This window comes from Caulobacter segnis (assembly GCF_029543125.1).
GTDB lineage: Bacteria > Pseudomonadota > Alphaproteobacteria > Caulobacterales > Caulobacteraceae > Caulobacter > Caulobacter segnis_D.
In genome coordinates this window covers 322329-340420 of sequence record NZ_JARQWW010000005.1, presented here as the reverse complement: position 1 = coordinate 340420, position 18092 = coordinate 322329, and the positions used below count along the sequence as shown (strand labels likewise).

Sequence of the window (18092 nt, the reverse complement as noted above, 5' to 3'; positions counted from 1 at the left end):
TGGACTCCCGCCGGCCCAGCCGGCGGGAGTTTCTGTTTCAATGCTTCGCGTAACCGGGAGAACCCCATGAAGCCTGGTCGTATAGGCCGCATCCTCGTCGCCGGCGTGGCGGCGATCGCCCTGCAATCCGCCGCCGTCTCGCCCGTCCTGGCCCAGGCCGGCTCCGGCGGCGACATCGTCGGCTACGCCCAGATTCACAATCCGACCATCGGCCGCCAGGGCATGGTGGTGGCGCAGAACACCATCGCCGCGAAGGTGGGGGCCGAGATCCTGCGCCAGGGCGGCAATGCGGTGGACGCCGCCGTGGCCGTGGGCTTCGCCGAGGCCGTGACCCTGCCGCGCGCCGGCAATCTGGGCGGGGGCGGCTACATGGTCGTCCACATGGCCAAGACCAATCAGACCATCACCATCGAGTATTACGGCGAGGCGCCCAAGGCCACGACGCCCGACCTGCTGCTGGGCGACAACGGCCGTTCCGACCCCAGCAAGATCGCCTCGTTCAAGGGCGTGTCGACGCCCGGAACCGTCGCCGGTCTGTGGGCCGCGCACAGCCGCTTCGGCAAGCTGCCCTGGAAGAAGGTCGTCGAGCCGGCGGTGAAGCTGGCCCGCGACGGCGTCATCCTCACCGACGACGAAGCCCAGGCCACCGCCGCCCGCCAGAAGGCGATGGCCCGCGATCCGGGCGCGACCAAGGCGTTCTTCAAGGCCGACGGTTCGGCCTACAAGGCGGGGGAGCTGTTCAAGCAGCCCGACCTGGCCTGGAGCCTGGCCCAGATCCGCGACGGCGGGCAGGACGCCTTCTACAAGGGCGCGGTGGGCAAGAAGATCATCGACGGCATGAAGGCCAATGGCGGCGTCATGACCATGGAGGACCTGGCCGCTTACAAGGCCAATGTTTCCGACCCGATCTGGTCCAGCTATCGCGGCCTGAAGATCGCCTACATGCCCCCGACCGCCTCGGGCGTGACCCTGGCCGAGGTGATGAACGTCCTCGAACATTTCGACATGCAGAAGCTGGGCTGGAACAGCGTCGCCTCCATGCACGTGATCTCCGAGGCGATGAAGATCGGCTGGGCCGACCGCGCCTTCGTAGGCGGCCCGCCCCAGTGGAAGACGCCTGCCGTCGGCCTCGCCAGCAAGGCCTACGCCGCCGAGCGCGCCAAGCTGATCTCCATGGACACGTCGCTGACCACCGAGACCTTCAAGGTCGGCGATCCGTACAAGCATGAAAGCCCCGACACGACTCACTTCTCGGTGGCCGACGCCGAGGGCAACGCCGTCAGCAACACCTATACGATCTCGTCCTCCTACGGCGCGCATGTGGTGGCGCCGGGGACCGGGGTGCTGCTCAACAACTCCATGGGCAACTTCGCCTGGGGCGTGCGCGGAGAGGCCAGCGAGGCCAACCGTCCGGCGCCGGGCAAGCGGGTGGGCTCGACCATCACCCCGCTGATCGTCTTTAAGGACGACAAGCCCTGGCTGGTCACCGGCACTCCCGGCGGCGGCTACATCATCGCCACCATGGCCCAACTGCTGGTCAATGTGATCGACCACAAGCTGAACGTCGCCGAGGCGGCCATGCGGCCTCGCATCAACCAATCCGGCATCGACGGCCCGCTGGAGCTGGAGGAGGGGATTCCGCAGGACCTCGTCCCGCTGCTTGAGGCCAAGGGTCACAAGGTCGCCAAGTCCATGACCATGGGCAGCACCCAGTCGATCATGATCGAGAACGGCCTGTTCTACGGCGCCGCCGACACCCGCCGGCCGGACGCTCTCGCCATCGGTGTGAAGTAGGAAAAAGAAGGGCCGCCGGATGATCCGGCGGCCCTGTCTCCATCTGTATTCGACGTCTCTGTTCCAGTCGTCGAATTCTCTCTCGTCGTGTCTTCGAATTCCTACAGCCCCAGGGCCGCCTTGATGCGGTTCCAGGAGGTCAGCTTGAAGTTCTGCGGATCGGGGCGGTTATCCCCATCCTGGGCCACGAAGATGCCGCCCGGGAAGTCTGGGCCGAAGTCGCCGACCGCCAGCTCCAGCCCGTCGGTTTCCTGAACGCTCTCAGAACCTTCGCCGCCGATGCGGAAGCGGCCCACATAGGTCGCGTCCTCCAGCCTGTAGACCGCGAAGGCGTTGTCGCCCTGGCTCGACGCGATCAGCCAGCCGCCCGTCGCGCCCTCGGCCGCGATGGCCAGGCCCTCGACATCGTCGAACTGCTTGATGCGGTCCACCTTGGCGAACGGCGTGGCGGTGGTCGGCGCGTCGGCGGCGGCGTCGAAACGCCAGACGCCCACGTCTTCTTCACCCACATACAGCTTGCCGGTGCGGTCGTCGGCGACGCAGCCCTCCGACTGGGTGGCCAGCTTCAGGGTGCGCACCACCTTGCCCGTCGGCGTGGCGCCAGAGGCGTCCAGCGAGACCTGGGCGATGGTCCCGTCCTTCATCACCAGGAACGCGTAGACCGCCTTGTCCGGCGCGCGCCACATGCACAGGCCATAGGCCTCGCCTGCGACGCCCGGAACCTTGCCCAGCTCGGTCAGCAGGCCCGTGGGCGCCAGGCTGAACAGGGCCAGGGCGCCGTTCAGGGGATCGTTGCGGTCGCTGGCGACCACCAGAACGCCTGGCTGACCCTTGATGGTCACGCCGTCGCGCAGGTCCACATTGTTGACCCGCCCGGCCGGCTTGAAGTCCCGACGCTTGCCGTCGAGACCATAGACCACCAGCCCGGCCTTCTTGTCCGTGGCGACGATCAGGCTGGCGGACGGAGCAGCCGCGTTGCGCCAGATGGCCGGATCGTCGGCGGCGTCGTCCACCGATTGCACGGGATCGCTCTCGCGCACCATGGCGACATTGACGGTCGGCGACTTGTCGGGACCCGGTCCGGTCGCGCAGGCGGCGAGGGCGGCCGAAGCCGCCGTGATCAACAGAAGGTTCCGCATCATCATCTTCAGAAGGCCACGCGCAGGGTCACTTGATACAGGGCGCCCGAGCGTTCGCTCTCAAGCTCCCCTTCGTCGATGTCCCCATTAGCGCGGTTCTCGAGGATTTCCTCCACCGAGTCCCCGTCGTACTTGCGGAAGGTCTCCTTCTTCTTCTTGTCCAGCAGGTTCATGCCGGCGAGACGGACGACGACGTTGTCGCCGATGCGCTTCTCGATGAAGGCTTCCATGTCCGCCGTGTAGGCGACCTTGATGGTCTCATCCATGGCCGACTCATAGCCCGCCGAACGGCTGTAGGCGCTGGCCCCGAAGCTGACGCCGTACTGGCGGACCGTGTGGATGAAGCCGACGTTGTAGACGTGGTGCGGCTGGTTGGTGAACCGGCGGTCCTCGCCGGTGAAGGGGTCCTTCACCTTGCTGTCCATGTAGGTGTAGTTGGCGAACAGGCCGGTGTCCGGCAGGCCGAAGCGGGTCAGCGGGGCGGAGAAGTCCACCTCGAAGCCCCACGTCTCGCCCGAGCCGATGTTGCGCGGCTCGTAGATGCGGCCGTCGCCTGAAGACGACACCTCGTTCGTGCCGACCAGTTCGATCAGGTCGCTGACGTCGCGGTAGAAAAAGTTCACCCCGACGATGCCCTGCGCGCCGATGCGGTGCTCGTAGCCCACGTCGAGGCCCCACGAGCTTTCGTTGGCCAGCTCCGGATTGCCGCGCAGATCATCCTCGTCCGTCGGCTCCTCTTCCGCCAGATAGGGCTTCAGCAGGTCGTAGTCCGCGCGGCGGACCGTGCGCGCGATCGAGGCGCGGAACTGGTCCGTGCTGTTGGGCGCGTAGGTCAGGTGCAGCGACGGGTTCCAGGACGCCTTGCTGTAGCTGACGTTCCCGGCGTCGCTGGTCACGTCGCGGTCGGTGTTCTCGACGCGCAGGCCGGCGTCGATCGTCCACTGGTCGTTCGGCGTATAGGTGTAGCGGACGAACGGATCGATCCGCGTCTCCTCGATCTTGTAGATGGCGCCCGGCGCCGGGTCGGGATCGCCGACCGCGCCGTCATCCACTTCGAACTCCACCTCGGCCCCGTCACGCACCTTGCGCAGCACGTCCACGCCGGCCTTCAGCTTCCCGTTGGAGAAGCCCCAGGTGTAGGCGGCGCTGCCGGTGTACTCGTCATCCGTGATGTCGAGCCCAACCACTTCGTCCAGTTCCAGATCGTCCAGGTCGCCGCCCGCGGTCACGCGCGACGTGGTGTCTTCACGATAGCCGTTCCAGCCGACATTGAGCTCCAGCGTGCCGCCAGCCAGATCGAACTTGCCGTCCGCGCTGAGCTGATAGGTCTGCTGCGAGATGCGCTCGGCCTGGACCTCGGCCTCGTCCAACTCGGTGAAGCGACCGCCGCCCGCATCGACGTAGGTGAGCGAGGTTTCGTCCTCGTCCCGGTCGGTGTCGACGATCAGCCCGTTCACGCGGATGCGGCCGCCGTCGAACCTGTGCGTGACTTCGCCGTTGGCGGAGATGTCGACGCCGTCGCGGGTGTCGTCCTGGCGTTCGATGTTGTCCAGCTCGCTGAACGTGCCGTCATAGCGCCAGCTGGTCTTCTTCTTCGGGTTGCGGCGGCCCTGATAGTTCAGCGCGGCCCAATAGCTGGTGTCGCCCGACGAGCCGGCATAGGCGATGGCGCCTGACGGACGAACCTTGCCGTCCTCGTTGATCAGCGCGCCCGCCTTGACGAACCCGCCCTGCAGTTGGGCGCCTTCCTTCAGGATCACGTTCAGCGAGCCGGCGACGCCTTCGCTCGGCTGGTCGGCGCGGGGCGAGCGGATGATCTCGATGCGCTCGACCAGTTCGGCTGGGATGCGGTCGACGAAGAAGCTGCGGTCGGATTCACCGCCCGGCGCACGGCGGCCGTTGATCAGAATCTGGGTGTAGCCGGGCGGCAGGCCGCGCATGGACACGCCGTCGAACTCCAGCACGTCCGAGGTGAAGGTGACGCCCGGCACGCGCTTCAGCATCTCGCCCACCGAGATCGGTTCGAAGCGCTGGAAGTATTCGAGGTCGTAGGACAGCACCGGGTTCGGATCGCTGGTGCGGTTCCGGAACGCGATGTCGCCGGTGACGATCACCTGTTCGACGGTCGTCGGCGCGTCGCCGGCTTCATCCGCCCGGGCCGCGCCGGTCAGGATCACGGTGGCGGTGGTGGCCAGAAGCCAAGTTCGTGCGTTCAGATTGTGATGTGCCATGTCTGCCCCGTTGGTGGTCCTTCGGGTGCGGAAATGGCCTATCTCGATGACGATGTAGCGACGTCCCGATGAAGCTTGCGTGACGCAAGAGTCAGGGTGTCGCGGCGGCTGTTCGCCGTGCCCTGTCAGGCCTGGCAGACCGCGACGCAACGGCGGGCAAGGCTCTCTGTCGCGTCGATCAACGGAACGGAGATGTCTGGCGCCGCGAGCACCAACGGAACTTCGGTGCAGCCCGCCACCACCGCGTCGGCTCCATCATCCAGCAGCCGCGCGGCGAGCGCCGCCATCTCGGCCCCCACCGCCAAGTCGCCGCCCTTGATGCGGTAGAGCAGGGCCATGAATTCGTCCTGGGCTTCGGCGTTCAGGACGACGGAGCCCAATCCCATGGCGCTGAAGCGCTCGCTGTAAAGCGCCACCGCGGACGGCGTGCCCAGCACGCCGGGGCGGACAGCGCCCGCCGATCGGGCCGCTTCACCCGCCGTTTCGATCATGTCGATGAAGGGCAGGCCCGCCGCCTTGATGTCTTCGGCGAAGGCGTGGGCGGTGTTGCAAGGCATGGCCAGCACGTCCGCTCCCGCGTCCCGCAATCGAACGGCCATGGCGCCGAGCACCGGCCCGGCGTCGCCGCCGACATTGCGGTCGGGCACTTGCGGATTCAGGTCCATCAGAACCCGGACGTGATCCTGGTCACGCGTGGCCGGTGTGGCGGCCTGCAGCTTGGCCAGGAAGTCCACCGTGGCGGCGGGCCCCATGCCGCCGAGGACGCCCAGGATTTTGCTCATTGGCCGAGCGCAGGCTCCAGCTCGGTGTGATAGCCGAACAGGCCCTGGGCGCCGCCGGTGTGCAGGAAGACCACGGTCTCGTCCTTGAACACGCCTTGGCGGGCGAGGGCGATCAGGCCCTTCATGCCCTTGCCGGTATAGACGGGGTCCAGCAGCAGGGCTTCGGTCCGGGCCGCCAGCTTCAGGGCGTCGATGACGCCGTCGTCGATCAGGCCATAGCCCGCGCCCACATAGCCGCAGTCGGCAACGACCATCTCGCGCTTCACCGCCTCGGGATGGCCGAGCAGGGTGGCGGTCTCCACCGCCAGCTTGAAGACGTTGGCTTCCTGGGTCTCCTTCGCCGCGCGCACGCCGATGCCCAACACCGGAATGTCCGCACCGCTGACCGCCAGGCCGGCGACCAGGCCGGCGTGAGTGCCGGCGCTGCCGGTGGCTGTGACGATGCGGTCGATCTTCAGGCCCTGGGCGTCGGCTTGGCGGACCAGCTCCAGCGCGCAATCCACATAGCCCAGGGCGCCGATGGCGTTGGAGCCGCCGCCGGGGATCACATAGGGCGTGCGGCCCTGGGCGCGCAGGTCGTCGGCGATCTTGGCCATCTCGGCGTTCATGTCGGAGCCGCCCGGAACCGTGCGCAGCGTCGCGCCCAGCAGACGATCCAGCAGCACATTGCCCGAGCCCACATAGTCGACGTTCCGCGAACCGGTGCGGTCCTCCAGAACGATCTCGCATTTCAGGCCGTGGCGCGCGGCGGCGGCGGCGGTCTGGCGCACGTGGTTGGACTGCACCGCGCCCTGGGTGATCAGGGTGTCCGCGCCCTTGGCCAGGGCGTCGCCGACCAGGAACTCCAGCTTGCGGGTCTTGTTGCCGCCGCCGGCCAGGCCGGTGCAGTCGTCCCGCTTCACCCACAGCTTCACGCCCAGATCCGCGCCCAGCCGGGGCAGGGGCTCCAGCGCCGTCGGCAGGTGGGCGAAACGGGCGCGGGGGAAGCGGGCGAGATGCATGGGAAAATCCTGAAAGACCTGCTCAGCCAGCTATCACGACGTCCCCTGCGGCAGAAGCGTCGCCACATTGGAGATTTCCGATAACAGGCGCATAATTCAGAAAAAATCTAAGGGAGACGTCCATGTTCAAGTCCCTCGCCATCGCAGGCGCGGCCGCTTTTGCGACCCTCGCCTTCGCATCCTCTTCCCAGGCCTCGATCTACGTCATGGGGCAGACATTGGCCGCCTCGTGCTCCAAGGCCGCTATCGCCGGTTCGGACGCCCAGGACGACTTGCAGGTTTGCGAGCGCGCCATTCGAGAGGAAGCGCTGTCGCTGGAGGACCGCGCCGCGACCCTGGTCAATCGCGGTGTGATCCAGTTACGTCGCAAGAGCTTCGACAGTGCGCGGGCGGATTTCGACGATGCGCTGCGGCTCAACCCGCGCCTGGGTGACGCCATGATCAACCGGGCGGCCATCCTGATCGCCGAAAGCCGTTTCGCCGAGGCTGTGGCTGAGATCGATCGCGGTCTGGCCCTGACCATGGAGACGCCGGAGAAGGCGTTCTTCAACCGCGGCATCGCCAATGAGGGGCTGCAGGACCTCAATGCAGCCTATCGCGACTACGCCAAGGCCGCGTCGCTGAACCCCGCCTGGGAAGCGCCGAAGACGGAGTTGGCCCGCTTCACGATCCGCAAACGCTAGAGGGAGCCGTAAGCCTCCCACGGCGTTCATCCCGCTAAGCTGAGGTGGAGGATGCCATGCGCTGGGGCGGGGGCCGCACGGGCGGCAATATCGAGGATCGACGCGGGCTGGGACCGGTCGGCGTGGCTGGCGGCGGCATTGGCGCGGCCTTGCTGGCTCTGGCCGGCTATTTCTTCTTCGGCATCGACCCGCAGACCACGATGAACGCCGCCAACCAGCTGTCGCCCCAGGCGCAGCAGGAGGGCGAACGCGGCACGCCTCAGGATGACGACGGCCGCTTCGTCGATGTGGTGGAGACCTCGGCCCAAGATGTCTGGACGCCGCTGTTCGCCGCGCGGGGCCAGCGCTACACGCCGCCGAGCGGCATCGTGCTTTACGAACAAAACACCTCCACCGGCTGCGGCCTGGGCCAGTCGGCCATGGGGCCGTTCTATTGTCCGCGTGACCAGAAGGTCTATCTCGACCTGTCCTTCTGGCAGGAGCTGGAGACGCAGTTCGGCGCCAGGGGCGAGTTCGCCCGCGCCTATGTGATCGCCCACGAGATCGGCCATCACGTCCAGAACCTGACGGGCGAGATGGATCGGGCCGGCGGCAAGGGGGCGGAAAGCGGTTCGGTTCGCTTGGAGCTGCAGGCCGACTGCTACGCCGGCGTCTGGGCCGCCCGCGCGCCGGAAACCTCTGGCGGGGCGATCGGCATCGACCCAGCCGATATCCAGAGCGGGCTCTCGGCCGCCTCGGCCGTCGGCGACGACACGATCCAGAAGCGCACCCAGGGTCAGGTCGTGCCGGACGCCTTCACCCACGGCTCGGCGGAACAGCGAATGCGCTGGTTCACCCGCGGCTATGAGCGAGGCGACCCGGCGGCGTGCGACACGTTCAGCGCCGCACGCCTCTAGACCCGATCAGATCCCGCCGAAGGAGCGGGTGAAGCGGATGCCGATCCGGCGCGGCGCCAGGACGCCGGTGCCGAAGCTGCGGTGATAAACGGGGCCGCCGTCGGCGTTCTCCACCACCTGGGCCTGACGCGGGGTCGACCGGGCGCTGACCTCGGCGAACTCGTCGAACAGGTTGGTGGCGTAGAGCGAGGCGCTCCACTGCTCGCCGTGCAGGGTCACCTGGGCGTTGTGGATGTCGTAGGAGGGCAGGGTGATCCCGCCGCCCTTGCCGCCCGTGCGGGTCAGGACGTTGCCCGCCGCCGTCACGCCGTAGCCGAACTCCATCTCCCAACCGTTGGAAAGCGGCTGGGTGTAGCTGGCGAACAGGCTGCCCTGATGCTTGGGCGAGCCTGGCAGGCGGTCGCCCTTCTCGCCATCCTCGTAGCTGAGGGTGGAGTTGAAGCCCGGCGGCACGATGAACGCGATCAGGTTGGGCGTGTCCTCGGTGAACTTGGCGTCCGCATAGGCGTAGGAGCCGCGGAGGCGGAAACGCTCCGTGGCCAGCCAGTTGACGTTCAGTTCGAAGCCCTTGGTCTCAGCCGCGCCGCCGTTGACGGTGATCGGCTGCTGGCCGTTGACCGTCGCGGCGTTCACCTGCGGGTCCTTGTACTCGATGTAGTACAGGGCGCCGTTCAGGGTCAGGCGCTTGTTCAGCCACTGGCTGTGGACGCCCAGCTCGTAGTTGGTGGTCTGGTCGGGGCCGAACTGCACTTCGTTCGGCTGGGCGCAGACGATCTGGTTCGACGGCAGCGGCGTCGGGCAAGCGGCGACGCCATTGGGGCCGCCGATCCGGTTGCCTTCGCTGAAGGTCGCATAGACCTTCAGGTCGTCGGTGAGGTCATAGGAGGTGTTCAGCTTGAACAGCCAGCCCTTGTTCTCCTGACCGTCCGGCGTCCAGTCGAGCTCGATGGAGTACGGGTCGCGACCGCCGAACACCGACGAGTACAGCGGCAGGTCGACCGCCGTCTCGAAGTCCAGTTCATAGCGGTAATAGCGGGCGCCGCCGGTGATCTGCCATTTCGGGGTGATCTGGTAGGACAGTTCGCCATACCCCGCCGTCTCGGTCTGAACGCTGCGGCTGAGCGAGTAGTATTCCAGCGAGTCCGGGCGGAAGCCGCCATTGAACACATCGAAGTTCGGCGTGAACTCCTTGCTGAAGCCCTTGGACTTGAAGCGGTTGTAGTAGCCGCCGATGATCCAGCTGAGCGGGCTGTCGTACTTGGAGACCAGGCGCAGCTCCTGGCTGGTGGTCTCCTCGCGATCCTCTTCGCGGGTGAAGGCGGTGAAGCCCGGGAACGCCTCGTAGGAGTATTCAAGGCCGATCAGCAGGTCGGTCTGATCGCGCTGGCCGCCGGTCTTGTAGCGCGACTTCCCGGTGGCCGATGTCAGTTCGGCGAAACCCAGATCCGCCGTGATTTCGAGCGCCAGCAGTTCGTTGCGGATGCGGTTCGGCTCCAGAACCCGCATGGCGGATTCATACTTGCCGAACTCGTACGGCATGTTGTCCAGGCGACGGCTGCTGAGCTGACGGCCGCCCACCTGCTGGTCCTGGTAGTAGTAGGTCAGGTTGACGTCGAGCGCCTCGATCGGCGCCCAGCGCAGACCCAGCCGGCCGGACAGGGTCTGTTCGGTGTTGGTGTCCTTGCGGCGGCTGACATTGGCGTCGGTCAGGTCGTTCGGGTTCGAGACGCCGATCCTGTTGACCACGAAGGGCTGATCGATGAAGCCGCGATCATCCATCCAGTCGATCGAGCCGCGAATGGCGAACTTGTCGCCGATGGGCAGGTTGAAGGTCGTGCCGACATCGATGTTGGGGTTCGATCCGGCGGAGTAATCATAGGCGTCGCCACGCACGGTCAGGCCGGTCTGGCCGAACTTCGGGCGGGTGGGCATGTAGCGGATCGCGCCGCCCAGGGTGCCGGCGCCGTACAGCGTGCCCTGCGGGCCAAGCAGGACTTCGACCCGCTCCATGTCATTGAGCTTCAGGTCGATGAAGAGCGGGATTTCGCCCACATAGGTGGCGACCGTGCCGTTGCCGTTGTTGTTGCCGTCCGCGAAGCTGGACGGATCGGCGTTCAGGCCGCGCACGACGATCGAGTTGCCCTGACGCGGCCCGGCGTCGATGGTGAACACGCCCGGCACGAAGCGCAGGGCTTCGGTCAGGTCGGTGAAGCCCTGCTGTTCGATCTCCGCGCCGCCGACAGCGGTGATGTTGATCGGTGAATCCTGCACGGTCGCGCTGCGGCGGCTGCCGGTGACGATCAGCTCCTCGACTTCCTGCGCCTGCGCGGCGCCGAAGGCCGCCATGGCGGGAAGAAGACTGATGGAGGCCATCAGGCCGGCGCGCCACGCCTGGGTCCGTTGCTTCATATGTTGTCCCCCTATTGGGGAGCGGCGCCGCATTGGATCCGGGCCGCATCCCGTTCAACGCTCTGATGAATCCGTCGGCAGGCCGACGTTGTGCGAACGGTGGGATGCATCGCCGAGGGCGCTCAAAGCTTTCTGTGCGTCAGAACTGTGAAAGGCGTCGACGAGCCGCTTGGGCGCCTGCATTTTGAGCGCTGAGATGAACGCTGAGGCATTCGCCGACTTGACCGCACAAATTGCACGCGAACCGCTCGAAGTGGCGGAAATGCACCTCTTGAGGGGCGCGTACCGGGAAGCTCATGCCCTTTGCATGGAGGTCCTGAAGAGGGATCCGGAGGCTGGTCAGGCCTGGTTTTTGCTGGGAGTTCTGGCCGCCGAGCACGGCAACCACGCCAAAGGGGCGGAGCTGTTCGAAAGGGCCACGACGCTCGATCCGAAGTCTGCGCGCGCCCATGCCCATCTCGGGCGCGCCCTGGTCGCGCTGAATCAGCAGGAGGCCGCCAGGCAGGCGGCCGATCGCGCCGCGGCGTTGAAGGCGCGCGACGCCCTGACCCTGGACACCATCGGCGTCGTGTACAGCCGCACCGGTTTCCATGACCGGGCCGTGGACTTCTTCGAGAAGGCCTATGCGCTTGATCCGACCAGCGCCTCCTTCGCCTACAACCTGGCTTCCGCGCGGCAGTTCATCGGCGATTTCGCGGGCGCGGAGAGCGCCTATGCCGCCGCTTTGAAACTCGACCCCGGCTACTACAAGGCATGGTCCTCCCGCGTGGCCCTGGCCAAGCAGACACCGGCGGCGAACTTCGTCTCGGAGCTGGAGGCGCTCTTCGATCCCGGCGAAGAGGATCCCGATCCCGCGCTCCACATCGGTCACGCCCTGGCCAAGAGCTACGAGGACCTGGGCGACCATCCGGCCTCGCTCGGCTGGCTGAACAAGGCCAAGGCGGGCAAGCGGCGGCAACTGGCTTACGACCCTGCGGACGACGCGGCGATATTCGCCGCCGCCGCGCGGACGGCGGGCGAGGGGCGGGGCGGACATCCCTCGAACGAGCCAATCTTCGTGGTCGGCCTGCCGCGCACGGGCACCACGCTGGTGGACCGGATTCTTTCCAGCCACCGCGCCGTGACCTCGGCCGGGGAGCTTTCCAACTTCGCCCTGATCGCCAAGCGCATGACGGACACGCCGTCCAATCGCGTGCTCGACGCCGAGACGCTGGGGGCCGCGACAGGTCTGGATATGGCGGCCCTGGGCCAGGCCTATGTGGACAGCACCCGTCCGCTGACGACGCCGGGCGGGCGCTTCGTCGACAAGATGCCGCTGAACGCCCTCTATGCCGGCCTCATTCATCGGGCGCTGCCGAACGCGCGGATCGTCTGCCTGCGGCGCGGGGCCATGGACAGCGTGCTGAGCAACTACCGCCAGCTCTTCGCCACCGGTTTCTCCTACTACAACTACGCCTACGACCTGGCGGAGACGGCCCGGTATTACGTGCTGTTCGACCGACTTGTGGCGCACTGGCGCGCGACCCTGCCGCCTGACCGCTTCACCGAGATCGCCTATGAGGATCTGATCGCTGACCAGGAAGGCGAGACACGCCGCCTGCTGGCGTTCTGCGACCTGGATTGGGACGAGCGCTGCCTGGCCTTCCACGAAAACCCGAACCCCGTGGCCACCGCCAGTTCGGTTCAGGTGCGCAGTCCGCTCCACGCCGGCAGCATCGGGCGCTGGCGTCGTTACGGCGAGGCGGTGGAGCCGGCGCTGGCGGTGCTGCGGGCCGCCGGAATTGAGCCGCAATAGTGCTGGAACCTGCGGTCATGCCGCACCGTTCCGCGCCTATGCGCAAAGCCCTGCTTCTGACCCTTCTCACGCTCGCGACCACCTCGCCGCTGGCCGCCGTCGCTCAGCCCTATGATCAGTACAGGGCCGAGCAGGATCGGCGACGGGATGAGGAGCGACGCCGCGATGACGACTTCGATCGCCGCCTGCGCGACGCGGATCGTCAGCGGGACGACGCCGAGCGGCAGTTGGCCGATGCTCGCCGCCAGCGCGATGATGAGGTTCGGCGCGCGCAGGAAGACTACCAGCGCCGCCGGTCGGACATCGCCCGTAACAACAACCACGACCGGCGCGGCGAGCTGCGGCGCGCGGACGAGGATCGCGTGCGGCGGCTGGCGGACATCAACCGCAACTACGACGACCGGGTGCGCGACCACCGCAACCGCCTGCGCGACATCGAGCGGCAGGTGGCGGACGCGCGTCACGACCGCCAGCGCCGCTGGTAGGGGCTATTTCTTTTGCGGGATGTGGGCGATCACCTGCATCTCGATCACGCCGGTCGGGGCCAGCAGGCCGCTTGTGCCGACGGCGGTCCAGGCGGGGTGGGGCGCCTGAGTGAATTCGCCTCGGACCTCGTTCATCACCGTGACGTGGTCCATGCGCGTCCCGGTGAAGTTCGGCGACTCCCAGACATGGAAGCTGTTGACCATCACCACGTCGTCCCAGCTTCCGCCCGCGGCCTTCAACAGCTCGTCGACCGCCTTGAACGCGCGGCGCGCAGAGGCTTTCAGTCCGACGACATCCTTCGGTTCATCCGGCGCCGGCGCAATGATCACGCCGGACACATAGACCGTGTCGCCCGCGCGACGGGCGGGAGCGTACTTGATGTTGTCGTAGGATTGTTGGCTGCGCGCATTCGGGATGATCACTTCACCGCCCGGGGCGGGAATTTTAACCGGATGCTGTGGAGCGGTTTGAGCGAAGGCGGGGCTTGCGGCCAGGAGGGTGGCGGCGACGACTAAGGTGCGAAACATAGAACGGCGTTCCTTTAGATGGCCGCGCTGTCCTCGCGTTTCCGGTTACAGCTTACAAGTTAAATTCCGGCAATTGGAAAACTACAATAGGTTGCAGGGTGAACCTTGATCACGCATGCTGCGCTCAAGCTGAGACACAGCAAGGGATTTCGAGCATGCGCAAGACCCCGATCCTCCTCGCCTGCGCCGCCCTGATGGCGGTTCCGGCCGTCGGCTTCGCCCAGTCGCCGGCGGCGCTCGCCAATAACGAGACGACGCGGGAGCTGCGGCGCCTTGGCTTGACGAGCAGCGGTCGTATGGGCGGCGCCTGGAACGCCGAGCGCCGGATGTCCTATCAGGAATCCTGGGCCGCCCAGATGCGCGCCCGCAAGGCCGCCAAGCAGGCCGCTCGCGAGGCGGAAGCCGCCAAGGCCGCCGCCGCGAAGATCGACGGCTGACGACCGCCTCCGCCTGAGGTAAGCTCTCCCTCTGTTCACCGGGGGGGCGCACCTGAGCGCCTGAGAGGCGGGTATTCTCCCGCGACCCGTAGAACCTGATCCGGGTCATGCCGGCGAAGGGAGGGAACGCGGCGGGCGCAAGCTCTCCGTAGACCAAACTGCGCAAGCGGTCCGGGTCTCCTTGGCAAAGAAGGAGCCCGCCATGAACGTCCATACTCCGATTTCCGACAAGAACGCGCTGGAGAAGTCCGTCGCCACCGGCGCGCTGCCGGGTTCGCGCAAGGTCTACCAGGCGGGCGAACTGTTTCCCGACATCCGCGTCCCGTTCCGCGAGGTCGCCGTCCATCCGAGCGCCAACGAGCCGCCGGTGACGATCTATGACCCCTCGGGCCCCTACACCGACCCGGCGGTGACCATCGACATCGAGAAGGGCCTCGCCCGCACGCGCGAAGCCTGGGTCGTGGCCCGCGGCGACGTGGAGCAGGTGGCCCAGCCCCGTCAGGTGAAGCCCGAGGACAACGGCTTCGCCGCCGGCAAGCATCTGGCGCCCGAGTTCACGGCGCCGCGCCCGGTGTTCCGCGCCAAGGGCGGCGCGTCGGTCACCCAGCTCGAATACGCCCGTCGCGGCATCATCACGCCGGAGATGGAGTACGTCGCCATCCGCGAGAACTTGCGCCGCGAGCAAAATGCTCCGTGCGTCCGTGACGGCGAGGATTTCGGCGCCTCGGTGCCGGACTTCGTGACGCCGGAGTTCGTGCGTCAGGAGATCGCCCGCGGCCGCGCCATCATCCCGGCCAACATCAACCACACTGAACTCGAGCCGATGATCATCGGCCGCAATTTTCTGGTGAAGATCAACGCCAACATCGGCAACTCGGCGGTGCTGTCCACCGTGGCCGACGAGGTGGACAAGATGGTGTGGGCCACCCGCTGGGGCGCCGACACGGTCATGGACCTGTCCACCGGCCGCAACATCCACAACATCCGCGACTGGGTGATCCGCAACAGCGCCGTGCCGATCGGCACCGTGCCGATCTACCAGGCGCTGGAGAAGGTCAACGGCGTGGCCGAGGACCTGAACTGGGAGGTCTTCCGCGACACCCTGATCGAGCAGGCCGAGCAGGGGGTGGACTACTTCACCATCCACGCCGGCGTGCGCCTGCCCTACGTGCCGCTGACCGCCAAGCGGGTGACCGGCATCGTGTCGCGCGGCGGCTCGATCATGGCCAAGTGGTGCCTGGCGCACCACAAGGAGAACTTCCTCTACGAGCACTTCGAAGAGATCTGCGAAATCATGCGGGCCTACGACGTGTCGTTCAGCCTCGGCGACGGCCTGCGTCCGGGCTCCATCGCCGACGCCAACGACGCCGCCCAGTTCGCGGAGCTGGAGACCCTGGGCGAGCTGACCGAGGTCGCGTGGAAGCACGGCGTCCAGGTGATGATCGAAGGCCCCGGCCACGTGCCGATGCACAAGATCAAGGCCAACATGGACAAGCAGCTGAAGACCTGCGGCGAGGCGCCGTTCTATACGCTTGGCCCGCTCACCACCGACATCGCCCCGGGCTACGACCACATCACCAGCGCCATCGGTGCGGCGATGATCGGTTGGTTCGGCACGGCCATGCTCTGCTACGTGACGCCCAAGGAGCACCTGGGCCTGCCGGATCGCGACGACGTGAAGGTCGGGGTCATCACCTACAAGCTGGCCGCCCACGCCGCCGACCTGGCCAAGGGGCATCCCGGCGCCCAGGCGCACGACGACGCCCTCAGCCGCGCGCGGTTCGAGTTCCGCTGGGAGGACCAGTTCAACCTGGCCCTCGATCCGGAGACGGCCCGCGACTACCACGATGAGACCCTGCCGAAGGAAGCGCACAAGACCGCGCACTTCTGCTCCATGTGCGGGCCGAAGTTCTGCTCGATGAAGATCACCCAGGAGGTGCGCGAGTTCGCCGCCGGCCTGGCGCCGAACGACATCGCTCAGGGCATGGCCGACATGAGCGAGAAGTTCCGCGAGAAGGGCGAAATCTACCTGAAGTCTGACGTTTGATGCATCTACGACGCGACCGTCGCTCATCGAGCGGCGGTCCGTCGAAAAATCTTCCTAACCGTCACCAAAGCGAAAAATTTGAGCCATAGAAGGCGCCTGCGCATTTCGCGGGAGGCGACGTTCCATGAAGCTCAAGAGCAACCTCGTTCGCGGTCTGGCCTTGGCGGCCGCCGTCGCCGCGCCGACGCTCGCAGTCGCAACGGGCGGTCACGCGGCCGAGGCGAAGAAGCCGGCGCCTAAGCTGGTGGTGATGATCATTGTCGATCAGTTCAGCGCCAACCTGTTCAACCAGCAGCGCGCGACTTTCACTGGCGGCCTGAAGACGCTGGCCGGAGGCATGGTCTACGCCAACGGTTTTCAGAGCCACGCCATCACCGAGACCTGTGCCGGACACTCCACGGTCCTGACGGGCAAGCGCCCGAACAAGACCGGCATTCCCGCCAATGACTGGGTCGATCGCGCGACAGGGCAGGAGGTCTATTGCCTGGCCGTGCCGCAGAACACTCTGGCCGACGGCGGTCCGGGCGAGAATGGCCGCGTCGGCGCCAGCGCCATGCGTGTCTCGAACCTGGCTGACTGGCTGAAAGCCTCGTCACCGGGCAGCCGCGCCTTCGCGGTGTCGGGCAAGGATCGCGGCGCCATCAACCTGGCCGGCCAGAAGGGCGACGGCGCGTTCTGGTATCTGGACAACTTCGGTTGGACCACCTTCGTCGAGCCCGGCCAGGACGCGGCGAAGCGCTTGGCGCCTGTCGCCGCCCTGAACGCCGAGATTAAGCAGCGCCAGCTGCCGGCATGGACCTACACCCATGACGCCTGCCGCAAGCTGGAGGCCGACTGGAAGATCGGCGACCGCATGTGGTCCTCGAAGGTGCCGCCCGAGAACTCTGAGTTCGATACTTCACCGGGTCTGGATGATCTGACCGTGGAGGCGGCGATCCGCCTGCTCGACGAGCAGAAGCTTGGGCAGGGCAAGTCGACCGACCTGCTGGGCGTCAGCCTGTCCGCCACGGACCGCATCGGCCACATGTATGGCACCCAGGGGCCGGAGATGTGCGAGCAAATGTACCGTCTCGATGCGGTGCTCGACGTTCTTCTGAAGCGTCTTGAGAAGGTTCCTGGCGGCGTCGTCGTCGCCCTGACCGCCGACCATGGCGGTTCGGATTTTCCGGAGCGTTCCAACGCTCGCGGCTTCCGCGAGGCCGGCCGTCTGGACGCCGACTTCCTCAAGCGCGTGAACGCCGAGGTTCGTAGTAAGCTCGGTCTGGATTTCGATCCCGTGGCGACCGGCAGCAGCGGCTTCATGATCGTCGACAAGGCGGGCAAGGGTCTGGCCGAGCCGCAGCGCAGCCAGGTCGCCGACGTCGCGCTGGAGGTTCTGCGCAAGCAGCCGATCGTCGCCGAGGCGCACCGGTTGGAGACCGCCATCGCGGCCGCGCCGCCGCCGGTGGGAACCGATCCGGAAGAGTACACCATGCTGCAGCGGATGCATTTCAGCGCGGTCGCCAACCGTTCGGCTGACATCATGTTGGCCTTCAAGCCGGGCATCACGGCGTTCCCGGCGCGGTATGGCCGATCGCTGTCGAGCCACGGCTCGCCGTGGGACTACGACCGTCGGGTGCCGATCCTGTTCTGGTGGCCGGGCGTCGAGGGGCAAGAACGCTTCTTCCCGATCGAAACCGTGGACATCGGTCCGACCCTCGCCAATGTCGTCGGCGCGACGCCCCCGGCTGACATCGACGGCCGCTGCATCGACCTGGGCGTCTTCGACGCCAAGGCCTGCCCGAAGCGCTAGGCCGTATCCTGCATCCCTTCTCCCTTGATGGGAGAGGGGCAGGGGTGAGGGTGACTGCTGCGCTTCCCAAACT

14 protein-coding genes and 1 riboswitch are annotated in these 18092 nt (G+C 66.8%); of the genes, 8 read left to right on the top strand and 6 right to left on the bottom strand.

Translation table 11 applies throughout. From position 1 onward, the window contains the following. The first annotated feature begins 66 nt into the window (after positions 1–66). The gene (gene ggt, locus P7B02_RS16505) at positions 67–1794 is read left to right on the top strand and encodes a gamma-glutamyltransferase (protein WP_277787442.1); all 1728 of its coding nucleotides are present in this window, start codon (positions 67–69) and stop codon (positions 1792–1794) included. 101 nt (positions 1795–1895) lie between these two features. Here ggt and P7B02_RS16500 read toward each other — a convergent pair whose 3' ends face one another. The 4 genes from P7B02_RS16500 to P7B02_RS16485 form a co-directional block, all read right to left on the bottom strand. Next, entirely contained in the window at positions 1896–2933 is a 1038-nt protein-coding gene (locus tag P7B02_RS16500; protein WP_277787441.1) for a phytase, read from the bottom strand. 8 nt (positions 2934–2941) lie between these two features. Then, positions 2942–5164: a TonB-dependent receptor plug domain-containing protein gene (locus P7B02_RS16495; RefSeq protein WP_277787440.1), complete on the bottom strand. Its 2223-nt coding sequence runs from the start codon at positions 5162–5164 to the stop codon at positions 2942–2944. Between the two features lie 125 nt (positions 5165–5289). Further along, positions 5290–5946 carry an aspartate/glutamate racemase family protein gene (locus tag P7B02_RS16490; RefSeq protein WP_277787439.1) on the bottom strand — a complete coding sequence of 219 codons (657 nt, stop codon included), beginning with the start codon at positions 5944–5946 and terminating at the stop codon, positions 5290–5292. After that, on the bottom strand, positions 5943–6947 hold the full coding sequence (locus tag P7B02_RS16485) for a D-cysteine desulfhydrase (protein WP_277787438.1): 1005 nt from the start codon (positions 6945–6947) through the stop codon (positions 5943–5945). Before P7B02_RS16485 ends, P7B02_RS16490 begins: the two co-directional genes overlap by 4 nt. Positions 6948–7069: 122 nt before the next feature. Here P7B02_RS16485 and P7B02_RS16480 point away from each other — a divergent pair, with 122 nt between their 5' ends. Together P7B02_RS16480 and ypfJ are read left to right on the top strand one after the other, a co-directional pair. Beyond that, positions 7070–7630: a tetratricopeptide repeat protein gene (locus tag P7B02_RS16480; protein ID WP_277787437.1), complete on the top strand. Its 561-nt coding sequence runs from the start codon at positions 7070–7072 to the stop codon at positions 7628–7630. Positions 7631–7686: 56 nt separating this feature from the next. After that, entirely contained in the window at positions 7687–8526 is an 840-nt protein-coding gene (gene ypfJ, locus P7B02_RS16475) for a KPN_02809 family neutral zinc metallopeptidase (protein WP_277787436.1), read from the top strand. A 6-nt stretch (positions 8527–8532) separates the two neighbouring features. Here ypfJ and P7B02_RS16470 read toward each other — a convergent pair whose 3' ends face one another. After that, the gene (locus tag P7B02_RS16470; protein WP_277787435.1) at positions 8533–10935 is read right to left on the bottom strand and encodes a TonB-dependent receptor; all 2403 of its coding nucleotides are present in this window, start codon (positions 10933–10935) and stop codon (positions 8533–8535) included. 196 nt (positions 10936–11131) lie between these two features. On the opposite strand from P7B02_RS16470, the gene P7B02_RS16465 reads away from it, so the two are divergent. After that, positions 11132–12730, top strand: a complete 1599-nt coding sequence (locus P7B02_RS16465; protein WP_347276662.1) for a tetratricopeptide repeat-containing sulfotransferase family protein — start codon at positions 11132–11134, stop codon at positions 12728–12730. A gap of 17 nt (positions 12731–12747) precedes the next feature. Beyond that, on the top strand, positions 12748–13215 hold the full coding sequence (locus P7B02_RS16460) for a hypothetical protein (RefSeq protein WP_277787433.1): 468 nt from the start codon (positions 12748–12750) through the stop codon (positions 13213–13215). A 3-nt stretch (positions 13216–13218) separates the two neighbouring features. On the opposite strand, the gene P7B02_RS16455 is transcribed toward P7B02_RS16460, so the two are convergent. Next, entirely contained in the window at positions 13219–13743 is a 525-nt protein-coding gene (locus P7B02_RS16455) for a Rid family hydrolase (RefSeq protein ID WP_277787432.1), read from the bottom strand. A 155-nt stretch (positions 13744–13898) separates the two neighbouring features. Here P7B02_RS16455 and P7B02_RS16450 point away from each other — a divergent pair, with 155 nt between their 5' ends. The 3 genes from P7B02_RS16450 (at position 13899) to P7B02_RS16440 (ending at position 18019) form a co-directional block, all read left to right on the top strand. After that, on the top strand, positions 13899–14180 hold the full coding sequence (locus tag P7B02_RS16450; RefSeq protein WP_277787431.1) for a hypothetical protein: 282 nt from the start codon (positions 13899–13901) through the stop codon (positions 14178–14180). 34 nt (positions 14181–14214) lie between these two features. Continuing rightward, positions 14215–14307, top strand: a riboswitch (TPP riboswitch). A 75-nt stretch (positions 14308–14382) separates the two neighbouring features. Beyond that, entirely contained in the window at positions 14383–16227 is a 1845-nt protein-coding gene (gene thiC / locus P7B02_RS16445) for a phosphomethylpyrimidine synthase ThiC (protein ID WP_277787430.1), read from the top strand. Between the two features lie 124 nt (positions 16228–16351). Further along, positions 16352–18019: an alkaline phosphatase family protein gene (locus P7B02_RS16440; protein ID WP_277787429.1), complete on the top strand. Its 1668-nt coding sequence runs from the start codon at positions 16352–16354 to the stop codon at positions 18017–18019. Positions 18020–18092: the final 73 nt, after the last annotated feature.